The organism is Bacillus sp. FSL R7-0685, from assembly GCF_038002425.1.
Classification (GTDB): Bacteria; Bacillota; Bacilli; order Bacillales; family Bacillaceae; genus Bacillus; species Bacillus subtilis.
The window spans coordinates 819,807-835,472 of record NZ_JBBOCN010000001.1; the positions used below are offsets into that span (position 1 = coordinate 819,807).

The window sequence follows — 15,666 nt, forward strand, 5'->3', positions numbered from 1 at the left end:
GGTCCATAATGAAGGTGAATAAATTCATCACAATTTATAAAGACATCGCACAGCAAATTGAAGGCGGCCGATGGAAAGCGGAGGAGATTCTTCCGTCTGAACATGAGTTGACCGCACAGTACGGTACATCAAGAGAAACGGTCCGAAAGGCGCTTCATATGCTCGCGCAAAACGGTTATATCCAGAAAATCAGGGGAAAAGGCTCCGTCGTGCTCAACCGTGAAAAAATGCAGTTTCCCGTTTCGGGCCTTGTCAGCTTCAAGGAGCTCGCGCAAACGCTTGGCAAAGAAACGAAAACAACTGTACACAAATTCGGGCTGGAGCCTCCGTCAGAGCTGATCCAAAAACAGCTCCGGGCCAATCTGGATGACGACATCTGGGAAGTCATCAGGTCTAGAAAGATTGACGGGGAACATGTGATTTTGGACAAGGATTACTTTTTCAGAAAGCATGTCCCTCACCTGACGAAAGAAATTTGTGAAAACTCCATATATGAGTATATAGAAGGAGAGCTCGGTCTTTCGATCAGTTACGCCCAAAAAGAAATTGTCGCCGAGCCGTGTACGGACGAGGACAGAGAGCTGCTCGATTTACGCGGCTATGACCATATGGTCGTGGTGAGAAACTACGTCTTTTTGGAGGATACCAGTTTGTTTCAATATACGGAAAGCAGACACCGTCTCGACAAATTCCGATTTGTTGATTTTGCGCGGCGGGGGAAATGAGAGAGGCGCCTGCCTGCGGCAGCGCGCTTTTTTGTTTGGTATCAAAATTGATACTATCCAACAAAAATGTGCGTACTTTTACTTTTTATCATAATGGCTACAATAGAGATGAGAGTAACCTAAAGGAGAGGTGTTTTACATGGCAGATCTAAAGAAACAAATTCTGGATGCATACAATTTCAGGCATGCGACTAAGGAATTTGACCCGAATAAAAAAGTGTCAGACAGCGATTTTGAATTTATTTTAGAAACAGGAAGACTGTCTCCGAGCTCACTCGGCCTTGAGCCTTGGAAATTTGTCGTCGTCCAAAATCCGGATTTCCGCGAGAAGCTTCGTGAATACACATGGGGCGCGCAAAAGCAGCTGCCGACCGCAAGCCATTTCGTCCTGATTCTTGCGCGTACAGCGAAGGATATCAAATATAATGCGGACTACATCAAACGTCATTTAAAAGAAGTAAAACAAATGCCTCAAGACGTGTACGAAGGCTATTTAAGCAAAACAGAAGAATTCCAGAAAAACGATTTGCATTTGCTTGAAAGTGACAGAACATTGTTTGACTGGGCATCAAAACAAACCTATATCGCGCTTGGCAACATGATGACTGCCGCTGCGCAAATCGGTGTTGATTCCTGCCCAATCGAAGGCTTCCAGTACGATCACATCCACCGTATTCTTGAAGAAGAAGGCCTTCTGGAAAACGGAAGCTTTGATATTTCTGTGATGGTGGCATTCGGCTATCGAGTGAGAGACCCTCGCCCGAAAACAAGATCTGCTGTTGAAGATGTTGTGAAGTGGGTTTAAATAAAGAAAGCTGCTCGCTAAGCGAGCAGCTCTTTTTTTATGCCTGATTCGCTCTATTCTGTTTTCTCCTCTGATGTAAGTACATTGCCGTTCCGAGTGCGCTGATCAGAAATCCGGCCAACAGGATCGAGTACATGGATGTGGCTGTGTCCGGAAGCAGGCCGCCAGCCGGACCGTCTGTTCCTGATCCGCCCGAACCGTTTCCACCAGAGCCGTTAGTCGGTTGAGTGCCGGGAGGCGTATCATTTCCTCCGTTTCCGTCAGTTGGCTGTTTTCCGCCTGGTTTGTCGGAGCCTCCGCCATGATTGCCGTCATCACCGCCTGTCGGTTGGTCGGACGGGAATGCCGGCGGTTTGTTGTTTGAACCGGAATTTAAGATCGTGTATTCGCTGAAGTGGTTTGTATATCCTGTCACCATATCATCATCGACTGATCCGTGACCTGTCTTTGTGAAAGCTTTCTTTTTTCTATCGACGTGATAAATGGCAGGGTTATGGGCTTCTTCAATATCAAACATGCGAAGCGAAAGCTGTACGGGCTCCTTGAATGATTTTATTTCTTTTCCTTTTTGCTTCACTGTAAAGTCATATACATCTGACAGTGACACATCCAATTCTCCCGTAGACTTGATTCCGATTGCAGTGTCTGCGGTTTTAAGGTTCGCCATTGGCATCTTCATGCTGTACCAGTAGTTGAACATCGTCAATGAAGGATCTGACTCTCTTTCTTTCAAAAGTTTGACCTGATCTTTTTTCACTTTAAGATTGATAGGCTTCTCTTGAGATCCTTCATGTATTCCATAATAGACAAATGGCGTGTTGGCATTTTTAGCATAAATCGCAAATTTGTCTTCATCAAGTGTCCAGCTGCCGTCCTTCTGCTTTGTCGGCAGGAATACTTCTTTGATCCGTCCTTCAACTTTAGGAGAGACCTTGTTTCCTAGTTTTTTCAGCTGTTCGGTGAAAATCTCATAATCAACGTAGCCAAGGTCTTCACCATGGGAGGCTTCTGTAAAGACAGAATATCCGTCTCCTCCGGCACCGACAAAATTATTTGTTGCCACGCGGTAGGTATCATCCGTATTTATAGCAACTTTGTCTCCGTTAGGCGATTCAATTTTCACTTCTAACACACGGTGTCCAGGTTCGTTGTTTAATGTAAAGGTATATTCGATTCCGGCCACCTGAGGGAAAGCGCCGCCGCCATTTTCCACATTGCTTAGGCCTTGTTCAAGGGCTTCTTTAATTTGTTTTCCGGTTAAATCGGCCACGTAAAGCGTATTGCCGAACGGCATCACGTTGAGCACCTCGCCGAGTGTGATATCACCTTTGTCAATGCCGGCTCTGATGCCGCCGCCATTTGTTATCGCTATTCTGGCGCCGGCTGCTTCTTTCGCTTTTGCCAGCATACCGTCCGCAATGAAGTTTCCAAGATTTGTTTCCTTCGTGCGCACATGCTCACGCTGGCCGTCAAGCGCCACATCCGTGTAGCCGACTTTTTCATTTTTCACGTCCTCTAATTCATTTTTGAACTGATCGAGCTTTTGTTTGGCTTCTGCATTTTCTTCTGTATGCTCATCAATTGGCAGCACGCTCAGATTTGATTTGTCTGTTTGCACAACGCCATTTTCATCAAACGCGACATCAACGCGCCCCAAGAATTGGCCGTATTCTTTTGCCTGCGCCACGATCGTCGGTTCTTCGTTGTTTACGACCTCCATTTTGTCAACGAGGGTGTGAGTGTGTCCGCCGATGATCAAGTCAATGCCTTTTACTTTTTTGGCTAGCTCAAGATCACGGTTATGACCGATATGGGTTAAAGCAATAATTTTATTTACCTTTTCTTCTTCCTGAATCGCTTTGACGGTGTTTTGTGCTGTTTCAAAGGCATCATTGAATACGATGCTTTTGCCCGGGCTTGATGTGGTGGCTGTATCTTCTGTTGTCAGGCCGAATACGGCGACTTTCTCTCCGTCAACGTCTAACAGAATGTAAGGATGGATGCCGGCCTCCTTCTTTTCACCTGCCGTAAAGGTTTGCGGCTTTTTGACAAATGATTTCAGCTTGGGCTCATTTGACACATCTACGTTTGCGCTGACAATCGGAAATTCCGGCGCTTCAAAGTGATAGCGGTTCGCTGGATCAACGGTTGCGCTGTTTCCGCTTAGAAAATCAGAAAGCACTGTCGGGCCTTTATCAAATTCATGGTTCCCGAAGGTCATGGCGTCATAGCCCATCATGTTCATCATTTTCAGATCGGCCAAACCGTTCCATTTTGTAAAATACAGATCGCCGGAAAACACATCTCCCGCATCAAGGAGAATGTTGTGATTTGTTTCGCTGCGTACTTCGTTGATTTTCGTCATTCGTCTCGCTGCATCATCGAGATGTGCGTGCGTATCATTGGTGTGCATGACGGTCAGATCCCACAGTCCTTCTTTAGGAGGGTCTGGATTTGAATCATCATCGAATTGCAGCTTATACACACCATAGCCTTCATTCGCAGACTTGCCTACATAAGCGACGTCGTCTGCTTTATCGGCAAATGGCTTGGCCAAAAGCGAGGATTCAAACGTCACATTCGTGCCGGAAACAGGCGCGATTGACCAGTTGTTGTCTGCCTTTGGATTGACTGTTTTTTGTTCAATAATGTAATCCATCAGCACCTGCCTGTTTTCAACCGCAGAGCCGTGGACAATTTTATCACTCGTCAGATGAGGGAAACCGCCGCCTCCTGACGCACGATAGTTATTGGTGACCACGAGAAATTCCTGGCTTGGGCTGATCGGCTTGCCTTCATAGGAAAGGTTGATGATCCGGGATGAATCCGCATTGATCACTTTTCCGTTCTCATTGTATTTAGCCGGTTTTGTCACATCGACCTGATATGTGACACCGTCAATCACGTCAAAATTATATGAGCGGAAATTCTCGTTCAGCAAGGCCTGATCGCCGCCTTTGGCTGGATCAATTTGATTGAATTGGCCTGCTGACATCTCCAGCCAGTCCTTGACCTCGCTGCCTGTCAGCTTGACGATTTGAACAGTATTATCGTAAAGATACAAGTCACCGACATTTTTAATCGCAAGATCTCCGGCTGGAATGTTTGTATAGTAATTGGCTCCGTTTCTGCCGCCTGCTTTAAACGGCGCTCCAGCGGATAAAATCGGCAGGTCCTTGTACTCGGTATCCTTCATTTCTTTTTCGGCATACCATTTTTGCGCGTCAGTCACGATCTGAATGGAAGGATCATCTTTGACCTGTGCAAAGAAGCTGTTAATATCTGCTTCGGTTTTGCCGACTGGCTTTCGGACATACTCCAGTGTGTTTTGGTGTGTTTGCTGAATGGTGTTTGTAACGGTTTCGTTTCTTGATGTGACGTTGCCAGCAATAGATTCAATACTTCCTTTGGAATCTGCTACCTTCCATGAGCCGTCCGCCTTTTCAAGCTTGAGGTCAATCACGCCTAAATATTTGCCCCAGCTGCTTGGCATGACGACAGGAATGCCGTTAATTGTTCCCTTTTCCACATCGAACTGAGCAACACCCGCATACTCGGCGGAAGGAAAGAGTCCGTGCTGATGGCCCGAGATAATCGCGTCAATGCCTTTCGTTTTGGTGGCAAGGTCAAATACGGCGTTTTCTGCACCTGATGATTGTGACTGCTTTTCAATGCCGGTGTGGGCGAGGGCAATAATGACATCTGCGCCTTCCGCCTTCATTTTCGGGATCGTTTCATTGGCGGATTCTACGATATCCTGCACCTGAACCTGCCTCTCGAGATTTTTTTTGTCCCATGTCATGATTTGCGGCGGGACAAAGCCTATGTAACCGACTTTTACTTTCTGCTCATTACCGTTTTCATCAATGAGGGTTTTTTCATTAATCACATACGGCGTATAACGGTTTTCGCCGCTAGTTGTTTTGACGTTGGCATTTACAATCGGGAAATCGGCTCCTTTGATTGTGCCGTCGAGAAAGTCGAGCCCGTAGTTGAATTCATGATTGCCAAGCGTTCCGGCGTCGTATTTCAGCGCATTCATGACGCTGATAATCGGATGGGTTTTCGTGCCGGAGATAATGTCGTCTTTTTGATATTTCACCGCGTATTCACCCAGCGGATTCCCTTGAATCAAGTCGCCGTTATCCACAAGCAGGGTGTTAGGGTTTTGCTCGCGGTGCTTTTGGATCAATTGCGCTGTTCTCGCCAGACCGAAATCCGCCGTTTCTTTGTCGCTGTAGTAATCGTAATCCATCATGTTGGCATGAATATCAGTCGTAGCCAAAATATTCAGATGCACCTGAGGAGCCGCGCTTTCTTCTGCATGAATGGGTGGTGTTGGGAGGATTAGGCTAAGTATCATAATTGGGGGCAAAAGAATACGGAGAATGTTTCTGACGTGTGTTCGTCTTTTCTGTATTCTCACCAGTTCTCCACCTTTCAACGAAATTTGTGTTACAGCTCCTATTGTAAGAATATTTTGTAACTATTTGTAGGTGTTTCTTTATGATTATTGTAAAAGGGAGAAAAATGAGTATTATGTATCAGTATCAAGCGACAAATACTGGGTATTTATGCTTATCGTTTGCCACAATCGCGGAATGTTTATTTTAGTGTGGCTGGGGTAGAGTGTTTTATGTAGACATATAAAGCGGGAGGTTATGAATCATGGGGAAAAAAATTGCAGTTGTTTTAACAGATTATTTTGAGGACAGCGAGTACACTGAGCCTGCGAAAGCCTTTAAAGAAGCGGGACATGAACTGACTGTCATCGAAAAAGAAAAAGGAAAAACAGTAAAAGGCAAGCAGGGAAAAGCGGAAGTGACGGTTGACGCGTCCATTGACGACGTAAACCCTTCAGACTTTGATGCGCTTTTGATTCCCGGAGGATTTTCACCAGACCAGCTTCGCGCTGACGATCGTTTCGTCCAATTTACAAAAGCGTTTATGACTGACAAAAAACCGGTATTCGCCATTTGCCACGGCCCGCAGCTTTTAATCAATGCGAAAGCGCTCGACGGCCGAAAAGCGACAGGCTATACGTCCATTCGTGTTGACATGGAAAACGCCGGTGCCGACGTTGTGGACAAGGAAGTGGTTGTTTGCCAGGATCAACTGGTTACAAGCCGAACACCGGACGACATTCCGGCATTTAACCGCGAATCTTTGGCATTGCTTGAGAAATAAGAAAAACGGACGCTCTTGGGCGTCCGTTTTTTGTTGCTTAGGCTTGGGGACCTGTCAGTTTCTTGTACCTGTAATACAAGAAAGCAGCTGCAGCCGTTCCGATGACCGCAATGCCGAAGTCGAATATGAAAATATGGGCGATGCCCCCCGCTTTTGCGATAAGCCCTGTTGCAATCGGCAGCAGAATCGATGCAAGGCTTGAAGCGGTCGCTACAATTCCGGTAACGGTTCCTTTTCGCTTCCAGAAAAGCTCTGTCATTAACGTAATGGTAATTTGAAACACACCCGCAGTTGAAAAGCCTAAGAAAAAGGCAGTGATGTCCAGCACAACTGGGATATGAACGGTCAGCATGACTGCGAGCGTACATAAAGTAATAATAGGATATAAGAGCGTTATGAAGACAGGTTTGACCCATCTGTTCAGCAAAACGGCTAATAATAAAACAGATGCCAGAGATCCTATACTATAATAGCTCAGCAATTGTACAGATGCTGATTCAGCTAAACCGGCTGCCTTTTGCGCGTAGCTCGGGAGCCAGATTTGAGAAACCGTAAATAAAGCCGTGGATGTAAAACCGATGATAATCAGTGCGGTGCCTTCTTTCTGAAAAACGGGTTCAGACAAGAAAACGGGAGATTCCTGTTGGCCGCTATTAGTTGGTTTCTTATGTTTTTTAGGAAACGAAAGCGTTGATAAATAAATAATATTCAGGAGATAGACCGCTGCCGGCAGATAAAAAGCAAATCCGTAAAACATGCTGTGGTCTGATAAAAATGTGATCAAAAGCGGCAAAAGTGCGGCCCCGACAGACATAAAGGCTTTGACCAAGACATTCGCCGAACCGGAAGCAGACGGAAAGAGCTCGGTTAGGGCCGGATATGTTCCGGCATCCATCGCTGAATTTGCGACTCCGGCTAATAAGGCGAACACAAACGCCAGCTCATAGCTCGGTGATAAAGGAATACCGACTAAAAAGACGGCCATAATTCCCGCAGAAGCGACAACAAGCGGCTTTCTGCCGATTTTATCTGATAGAACTCCGGAAATGCCGTATGTCAGCAGTTTGCCAAACCCGATAGCGGCAATGACATAACTGATGCCGGTCGGATCGGTATTCCACTGTTTTGTTAATGAAGACATATTGGATGCGAGAATGATGTTGACCATCCCCAGAAAGAAGTAGTTGATATACATTCCGGATGCTGTTTTGATAGATGTCGTTTGCATGCTTGTACTCCTTCAAATCTTATTCGAACACTTTGCTGTTTTGGTTTGGGGAAATGATAAAAAAGACTCGCCGAGTTTCCGGCCAGTCTCCATTATTTACGAAGCGAGGCTAATTCTTGAGCAATCGCCTGCATTTCACTTGGGCTGAATGATTCTTTTTTCATCACCATGCTGTGAAGGTACGTGAGGTCTTCAATCTTCTCATCACTGAAATCCTCCGCTTTGATTACGCCGACGTTCAGCATGTTCAGCTTTTGGGAAATCTCTTCAATCATTTGAGTTAATGTTTCTGTATTTGGGCTGGACAAATGGTTCCATCCTTTCTATGCGCAATATAGGTATGTTTTATTCTAACAGAATTCCATCAGAAAAAAACCCTATTCTAAAAGCAGGCTTTTAATTCCAAAAAAGTGAAGACATCAGTTGAAAAGAAAATGAACATCCTACTAAGATATTCATGAAGGTTTCTTTTTAGAGAAATAGGGGCAAAGAATAGGGAGGTTGGACAACATGATAAGCGTGTTATTTGTTTGTTTAGGAAACATTTGCCGGTCTCCGATGGCGGAAGCGATTTTTCGGGACCTTGCAGCCAAAAAAGGATTAGAGGAGAAAATCAAGGCGGACTCAGCGGGAATCGGCGGCTGGCACATCGGCAATCCGCCGCATGAGGGAACGCAGGAGATATTGCGCAGAGAAGGAATCAGTTTTGATGGCATGCTGGCGCGTCAAGTCAGCGAACAGGATCTTGCCGATTTTGATTACATCATTGCAATGGATGCAGAAAATATCGGAAGTCTCAGAAGCATGGCGGGATTTAAAAACACCTCACATATCAAAAGGCTTTTGGACTATGTTGAAGATTCAGATCTTGCCGACGTTCCCGATCCTTACTACACAGGGAATTTTGAAGAAGTCTGCCAATTAATCAAATCGGGCTGTGAGCATCTGCTTGCGTCTATTCAAAAAGAAAAACAATTGTGAGTGAAAGGAGAATTTGCATGAACAACGAACGTTTAATGCTGAAAGGGATATTTCTCGGAGCTGCGGCAGGTGCGGCGTTATCACTGCTCCATAAGCCGACAAGACAGGCGTGCGGCATGAGATGGCTGACATGCAAGCATAAACTTTCACTGTATAAAAGCAATCCGGAGCTGTTAAAAAACACTGTTATCACAAAAGTGGATGAGGCCAAAAAGCTCGCCCAAACGCTTTCAAAGGAAGTCGACTTTGTGAACCAGCAGGTGAAAGAGCTGAAGAAAACAACGCCGCAAGTGATGGAACTCGTGCAAGAAACGAAAGAGCATTTTTCAAAAAAATGATCAAACATGCGAGGTGAGACGACATGAGTTTTTTGAAAGAGCTTTTCAGCAGATACACCCTTCATGAAGGACAAAGTAAATCAGCGGAGCTGGCGTATTTTTTTCTATTGTCACTGTTTCCGTTTTTGATTTTTATGCTGACGCTCACCGCGTATCTTCCGCTTTCTACCGATGATGTTTTAGGAGTCATAGAACAATATGCTCCCGCCAGTGCGATGTCTCTCGTTGAATCCATTACCCATCAAACCTTAAATAATCGAAATGGCGGTTTGCTGTCATTCGGGATTATCGCCGCATTATGGTCTGCGTCTAATGGAATGAACGCGATCGTCCGGTCGCTGAACCACGCGTATGATGTGGAAGAAAACCGCTCTTTTATCATTGTTCGTCTAACCTCGATTTTTTTGACGATTGCCATGGTATTTACGATTTTAGTGGCTTTGCTTCTGCCGGTATTTGGCCGGGAGATTGGAAGGCTCGCTTCTGACTTTGTCGGCGCGTCGGATCTGTTTTTATCCGTCTGGGCCGCCATTCGCTGGGGTGTCAGCCCGCTTGTGCTTTTGATTGTTTTTTCCGCGCTGTATGTGATTGCGCCGAACAAAAAGCTGTCTCTCCGGTTTGTCATGCCGGGTGCGGTCTTTGCGACCATCGGCTGGATTATTGTCAGCACACTGTTTTCGTTTTACGTCAGCACGTTTGCGAACTATAGCGCCACTTACGGGAGCATCGGGGGAATCATCGTTCTGATGATTTGGTTTTACTTGAGCGGCATTTTAATTATCCTAGGCGGAGAAATCAACGCTCTTTTACATAAACGTAAAAAGCTTCCTGATGAAAATCCCTACCATTAGCGCACCCTATAAACGAACTTCGGTTCAAAAAGAAGTCGGGGGGATATCGTGATGACCAAGCATACGAAAAAAGGCGGAAGCCATAACAAACAAAATTCGAAAAGCAAATCGAGCAATAAAACAAGCGGAAGCGCCAACGGACAAAACGGCTACCATTAGCATAAAAGCCTCCTGACATGATGTCGGGAGGCTTTTTGATTAAGAAGATGAAGAATAGGTTTCAGCCGGTGACCAGCTTTTCGGTTTGCCCAGCACAAGGGCCAGCCACACAGCGCTAAGCGTGAGAGTAATGAAGTAGAACAAGTTTGCGCTTTCAAATGTCTGCATATACCAGCCGCCGGCAACCGGGCCGAGGATGCTGCCGAGACTGAATGTAATGCCGCAAAGCAGGTTCCCCGCCGGCAGGAGGTGAGGCGGAAGAAGGTCTGTCATATAGCTGATGCCAAGTGTAAAGGTTGATCCGACTGCCATTCCTGCAATAAAAAAGCAGCCGCCGATCACGTAGGGCGAAGGAAATACACCGGCGATGAAAAAGCAAAGAGCCCCAGTCAGTAAAATCACCATCAGCACATTCCGCCTGCCGTATTTATCGCTGAGGATGCCGAGCGGAAACTGAAAAATAATGCTTCCAATCGCAAATGCGGGAAGGATGATCGCTACTGCGTCTACTGATATCCCCAAACGGAGCGCGTACACCGGAAAGCTTCCGTTCAGCGCCGTTTCCAGAAAGCCGTAGCCAAATGTAGGCATAAAGGCAACCCATCCAAACAGCATGGCCTGATAAAATCGCCTGAAACTATTGTCTGATTTGGTTTCATGAGGACTGGTTTCCGGGTATGCATTTTGTAGAAAGAAAACAAAAAGCCACGCAAACAGACTGATGCAGCCGGACACGATAAAAGGAAGCGACGGACTCAGCTTGACAAGCGGCACCATGAACGGGCCTGCGGCAAAGCCAAGGCCGAAGGAAAGCCCATAAATAGACAGATTTCTTCCGCGATTTTGTTTTGATGACATGGAGGTCACCCACGTTTGCGTAGAAAAGTGAAGCATGTGGTCGCCGATCCCAATGAACAGGCGAAGCAGGAACCAAACCCAAACTGACTGAAGCCAAGTAAATCCGAATAAGCTTAAAATGACAATGCTTCCGCCCATGACGATCAGCGGCTTGAACCCGAGCTTTCTGAGCGGCGCTTCCATAAACGGCGAAGCCAAAAGCACACCGATATACAGCCCGGTCGCGTGCAGGCCGTTGATAGCAGCGGATTCTCCATTTGTTTCAAAAATGATTGAAATGACAGGCAGCAGCATGCCTTGTGAAAACCCGGAAATGGATACGAGCAAGACAAGGATAAAGAAATGAAATCGTGACATCGTGTCAGTTCTCCTTATGTGGAATCTATGTTGATCGTACAATGTTTTCCAAAAGCAGGCAACCTGAAAAAAGCCTATATCACGCTATACATTTGCCCTCGTGTAATCATGAAGGTTTTTGTGAAGAATAAAAATAAAACAAGTCATAAAAAAGGAGCTATTTCACCATGAATCGTATCTTTTTTATTTTAGTGGCGGCCGGTGTTCCGCTTTCTGTGATTGGCAGTTTGATGCATTGGCCTTCCGCGGTTCTATTTGCAGTTTATTGCGTGACGATTATCGCGCTTGCAAGCTATATGGGGAGGGCGACAGAATCACTGTCCATCATTGCAGGACCGCGTATCGGCGGTTTGTTGAATGCCACCTTCGGGAATGCGGTGGAGCTGATTATTTCCCTTTTTGCATTAAAAGAAGGCCTGACAGGAATCGTGCTTGCCTCTTTAACCGGTTCAGTGCTGGGGAACCTGTTGCTGGTAGCGGGCCTATCGTTTTTTGTCGGCGGTTTAAAATATAAGCGGCAGGAATTTAATATCCATGATGCCCGCCATAACTCCGGGCTTCTGATTTTTGCCATCATTGTCGCCTTTGTGATTCCGGAGGTATTCTCTGTTGGTATGGGAAACGCCAGCAAGCTCAATTTAAGCATCGGCATCAGCATCATTATGATTCTGTTGTATGTGGCGGCGCTGTACTTTAAACTTGTCACGCATCGGGGCGTTTATCAGCCGAATAATGCCGCTCAGTCTGAAGAAGAGGAAGAGCCGGAATGGTCAGGGAAGGTTGCGACGATTGTCTTGTTTGCGGCAACGATTGTGGTTGCATACATATCCGAAAACCTGGTCCATACCTTTCACTCGGTTGCTGAACAGTTCGGGTGGAGCGAGCTGTTTATCGGGGTCATCATCGTGGCGATTGTAGGAAATGCGGCGGAGCACGCGTCAGCGATTATTATGGCCTTCAAAAATAAAATGGACATTGCGGTTGAAATTGCAGTCGGCTCTACGCTGCAGATCGCTATGTTTGTCGCACCGGTTCTCGTCATCTGTTCTATCTTTTTTCCGACAAGCATGCCGCTTGTATTTACATTGCCGGAGCTCGTCGCGATGGTATCAGCGGTTCTCTTGATGATCGCGATTTCGAATGACGGGGATTCCAACTGGTTTGAAGGGGCGACACTGCTTGCTGCATATGTCATTATGGCGATCGGCTTTTTCCTTCTTTAACCTGAAAAAATGATGGATAACAACAAAGCGGGATGAAAAGACTAAGGGAAAATGCCATAGAAAGAGTGATATGATGAAAAAGCTATTTCATTCCACACTTATCGTGTTGTTATTCTTTAGTTTTTTCGGCGTTCAGCCCATCCACGCGAAAAAGCAGTTTAAGGTTCCTAATTCTGTCGCAAGCATTTCAAAGGAAAACACGTATCCGAATGCTTCACAGGATCAGCCAATGCTTCAGCCGAGCAAGCTGGCAAAGGAATTGCTCGATCATTCTGAGGTGAAGATTGAAAATCCGCATCTCATCAAAATGCTGAATGAATCCAACATATCCGGCACACCGCTTGCAGTAGGGTACCGGGCGACAATATTTCTCGGGAAATGGGCGCTCGGCTATGAATCAAATGAAACAGTCGCAAACTGGGAATATAAAAAAATCAATACAAACCGTGCGGATAACCGCGGCGGGAAAGAAACGGCTGAAATGCATTATGCCCAGGAACAGCAGTACAGAGTGAAGGGCGGCCTCACAGCTAAAGTTCCAAATGCTGAAGATGTCAAAAGCATGATGATGCAAAAAGCAATGAAGAAAACGAACCTTCCGCTTGCATTTGAGACGGTCATTGGGGCTGGCACAAAACGGGATCAGATTTATAAAGTCGCTCCTAAAAAAATCGGTTATTTACATGCATATGCACCGGCTGTGAATGAAAAAGGAAAAGTGACTTACGGAGAAGTGTACTTAGTGCTGAAAGGAAATAAACGAAAACTCGTCGTGAAAAATGTCACGTCACAGGGAATCGGCGCGTGGATTCCAGTTCAAGATCATGTCACGTTTGGTTTTCAGCTTTCCTCACTGCCAAGATAAATAAAAAACTGATTCCAACTCGGAATCAGTTTTTTTGTTTATTGGGTTCTCTCAATTCGGACCGCTTCCTCAAGCATTTGCACATTGTTTTGGTAGAGCTGGCGAACGAGAACCCGTCTTACTGCAAGGCTGGCACTGAAATAATCATCATCTTTCACCATGCCTTTAACCGTAAATTCGACGCCGCGATTGATTTTATTCAATGCGGTGATGCCGTGGATTTGAAATGGTTCTGTCGGATTGCCGAATTCATCCCGCTTCAATGAATCACGAAGCTCTTCATTCAGCATGTCACATGCCTCTTCCAACACGCTGTACACGCGGTCCGGATCTTCTTTAAAGCTGATAAGAAAGGATTCGGTAATCCGCATAAAATCAATATTATAGTTCTCTATTTGTCTGACCTCGCCGTTGCTGATGGTGAGCAGCTTCCCGCTCCATTCCCGGATTTGCAGCGAGCGGAGGCCGATTTCCTCCACTGTCCCGTTGAACAAGTTGTTGACGGTGACATAATCGCCTTTGTGCAGCTGGCGTTCATATATTAAGAACACACCAGCCAGCACATCTTTGATCAGCGATTGGGCGCCAAAACCGATCACGATACCTGCTACGCCCGCCCCGGCCAATATCTTGCCGAAATCATGCACAAATAAAGAAATAACGTAAAAGATAAAACCAATTGTCGCCGTATACTGGGTGACAGAACGGACAAGGCTTTCAATCGTTTTTTCCTTTTTTTCTTCAATAAAATCCGTCCGTTTAAAAAATAGCTGTACCAGCCGGTTGATGATAAAGACACCGATCCAAAGGATAACGGCAACGAGGAGAATATCGACGATTTTATTTTGAAAAATCTCCGTAAGTGTTTCTTTCATCCGCATCTAACTCCTGGCTTGACGTTTTGTGAAGTCTGTATCCTGATAATAACTGTTTTTGACAAGAACATTCGGTCCGAGGCACCGGACATTCGGGCAGTGGCAACTTAGTTCCTTCGCAAGCTTGGTCTCTCTCCACTTTTCATAGGCGGAAGGGAGGCTGTCCGTCTGAATGTTGCCAAGCGGCGGGGTATCACCGAAATCGGTCACGATAATGTTTCCGTCGAAAATGTTCACATTCAGGCGGGATCGGCCGTCAGGGTCATTTCGCACTGTGACGTTTTTCGCCGCGCGAAGCCGGCGAAGCAGCTTTTGGTCGTCTTCGTCCGGACTGCAGGCATAAAACGGCAGCGTTCCGAACAGCATCCACGTATTTTCATCACGAATATCCAGCAAGCGGTGAATGGCCTGTCTCATCTCTTTCAGGCTGAGGGATTCAAGAGCGCTTGCGAAATCGCTTGGATACATTGGGTGGACCTCGTGACGCTGACATTTCATATCTTCTGTGATTTGGCGGTGAATATGCTCAATATGCGGAAGAGTTCGTTTGTTCAGCATCGTTTCCGCAGATACCATTACTCCGGCATCCACGAGCGTGCGGCTGTTTTCGATCATTTTTTCAAAATAGCGCGCGCGCTGTTCGAAGGTCGGTTTTCTGTCCATCATGGCAAAGCCGATTTCAGCAAAATCTTCAACTGTACCCCAGTTATGAGAAATATGTAGCACATCGAGATACGGAATGATCCATTCGTACCGCTCGATGTCGAGGGTCAGATTTGAATTAATTTGTGTCCGCACACCCCGTTCATGGGCATATTTCAATAAAGGAACAACATATTCTTTTACTGATTTCAACGAAAGCATCGGCTCTCCGCCTGTGATGCTGATGGATCTGAGGCGCGGGATTTCCTCCAGCCGTTTTAACAGAAGATCTATTGGCAGAGCATTCGGGTCTTTAGGCTGCAATGTATAGCCTACAGCACAATGCTCGCATCTCATATTGCACAGTGTCGTCGTTGTGAATTCAACGTTTGTCAGCTGCATGTCTCCGTATTGGTCAACATCCATATAGGCTTCCCAAGGGTCAAACTCGGGCGTAATCGGACGCAGCTTCGTGTTTTGTGTCATGACTATCTAACTCCTTTATAAATGGGCATACTAACGCTGCCAACAGTTAATTTTAGACCTGATTTGCCAAGATCGCAAGTAGCGCG

The 15,666-nt window shown here is 46.0% G+C and carries 14 protein-coding genes; 8 read left to right on the forward strand and 6 right to left on the reverse strand.

All coding sequences use genetic code 11. The annotated features are described in order from the left end of the window. Positions 1 to 8 precede the first annotated feature (8 nt). Together treR and MKY50_RS04265 are read left to right on the forward strand one after the other, a co-directional pair. Positions 9 to 725 (forward strand): trehalose operon repressor, encoded by a 717-nt coding sequence (gene treR / locus MKY50_RS04260; protein ID WP_003233679.1) that lies wholly within the window; start codon positions 9 to 11, stop codon positions 723 to 725. A 139-nt stretch (positions 726 to 864) separates the two neighbouring features. Next, positions 865 to 1,530 (forward strand): NAD(P)H-dependent oxidoreductase, encoded by a 666-nt coding sequence (locus MKY50_RS04265; protein WP_029726870.1) that lies wholly within the window; start codon positions 865 to 867, stop codon positions 1,528 to 1,530. 37 nt (positions 1,531 to 1,567) lie between these two features. Here MKY50_RS04265 and MKY50_RS04270 read toward each other — a convergent pair whose 3' ends face one another. Then, positions 1,568 to 5,956 carry a multifunctional 2',3'-cyclic-nucleotide 2'-phosphodiesterase/3'-nucleotidase/5'-nucleotidase gene (locus MKY50_RS04270; protein ID WP_341116219.1) on the reverse strand — a complete coding sequence of 1,463 codons (4,389 nt, stop codon included), beginning with the start codon at positions 5,954 to 5,956 and terminating at the stop codon, positions 1,568 to 1,570. Between the two features lie 242 nt (positions 5,957 to 6,198). On the opposite strand from MKY50_RS04270, the gene yfkM reads away from it, so the two are divergent. Next, positions 6,199 to 6,717, forward strand: coding sequence for a general stress protein 18 (yfkM, locus tag MKY50_RS04275; protein WP_043940070.1), 519 nt, complete (start codon positions 6,199 to 6,201; stop codon positions 6,715 to 6,717). Positions 6,718 to 6,754: 37 nt separating this feature from the next. Here the strand turns inward: yfkM and MKY50_RS04280 are convergent, their stop codons facing one another. Together MKY50_RS04280 and MKY50_RS04285 are read right to left on the reverse strand one after the other, a co-directional pair. Further along, complete coding sequence (locus MKY50_RS04280) at positions 6,755 to 7,945, reverse strand: MFS transporter (RefSeq protein ID WP_160244135.1); 1,191 nt, start codon at positions 7,943 to 7,945, stop codon at positions 6,755 to 6,757. A 92-nt stretch (positions 7,946 to 8,037) separates the two neighbouring features. After that, positions 8,038 to 8,253 carry a DUF1128 domain-containing protein gene (locus MKY50_RS04285; RefSeq protein ID WP_010330293.1) on the reverse strand — a complete coding sequence of 72 codons (216 nt, stop codon included), beginning with the start codon at positions 8,251 to 8,253 and terminating at the stop codon, positions 8,038 to 8,040. Positions 8,254 to 8,455: 202 nt separating this feature from the next. Here MKY50_RS04285 and yfkJ point away from each other — a divergent pair, with 202 nt between their 5' ends. The 3 genes from yfkJ to MKY50_RS04300 are packed head-to-tail and all read left to right on the forward strand — an operon-like array spanning position 8,456 to position 10,115. Beyond that, a complete protein-coding gene (yfkJ, locus tag MKY50_RS04290; protein ID WP_019712686.1) occupies positions 8,456 to 8,926 on the forward strand; it encodes a protein-tyrosine-phosphatase in 471 nt (156 codons plus the stop codon). A 17-nt stretch (positions 8,927 to 8,943) separates the two neighbouring features. Further along, positions 8,944 to 9,264 carry a hypothetical protein gene (locus MKY50_RS04295; RefSeq protein ID WP_003233665.1) on the forward strand — a complete coding sequence of 107 codons (321 nt, stop codon included), beginning with the start codon at positions 8,944 to 8,946 and terminating at the stop codon, positions 9,262 to 9,264. Between the two features lie 23 nt (positions 9,265 to 9,287). After that, on the forward strand, positions 9,288 to 10,115 hold the full coding sequence (locus MKY50_RS04300; RefSeq protein ID WP_003242564.1) for a YihY family inner membrane protein: 828 nt from the start codon (positions 9,288 to 9,290) through the stop codon (positions 10,113 to 10,115). A gap of 198 nt (positions 10,116 to 10,313) precedes the next feature. On the opposite strand, the gene MKY50_RS04305 is transcribed toward MKY50_RS04300, so the two are convergent. Then, the gene (locus tag MKY50_RS04305; RefSeq protein WP_163138475.1) at positions 10,314 to 11,489 is read right to left on the reverse strand and encodes an MFS transporter; all 1,176 of its coding nucleotides are present in this window, start codon (positions 11,487 to 11,489) and stop codon (positions 10,314 to 10,316) included. Between the two features lie 167 nt (positions 11,490 to 11,656). On the opposite strand from MKY50_RS04305, the gene cax reads away from it, so the two are divergent. Together cax and MKY50_RS04315 are read left to right on the forward strand one after the other, a co-directional pair. Beyond that, the gene (cax, locus tag MKY50_RS04310; RefSeq protein ID WP_003233658.1) at positions 11,657 to 12,712 is read left to right on the forward strand and encodes a calcium/proton exchanger; all 1,056 of its coding nucleotides are present in this window, start codon (positions 11,657 to 11,659) and stop codon (positions 12,710 to 12,712) included. A 70-nt stretch (positions 12,713 to 12,782) separates the two neighbouring features. Then, positions 12,783 to 13,577: a YfkD famly protein gene (locus MKY50_RS04315; protein ID WP_003233657.1), complete on the forward strand. Its 795-nt coding sequence runs from the start codon at positions 12,783 to 12,785 to the stop codon at positions 13,575 to 13,577. Between the two features lie 38 nt (positions 13,578 to 13,615). Here the strand turns inward: MKY50_RS04315 and mscC are convergent, their stop codons facing one another. Both mscC and yfkAB read right to left on the reverse strand, forming a co-directional pair. After that, a complete protein-coding gene (gene mscC, locus MKY50_RS04320; RefSeq protein ID WP_010886444.1) occupies positions 13,616 to 14,458 on the reverse strand; it encodes a mechanosensitive ion channel protein MscC in 843 nt (280 codons plus the stop codon). Beyond that, positions 14,459 to 15,580, reverse strand: coding sequence for a radical SAM/CxCxxxxC motif protein YfkAB (gene yfkAB, locus MKY50_RS04325; RefSeq protein ID WP_003233655.1), 1,122 nt, complete (start codon positions 15,578 to 15,580; stop codon positions 14,459 to 14,461). Positions 15,581 to 15,666 lie beyond the last annotated feature (86 nt).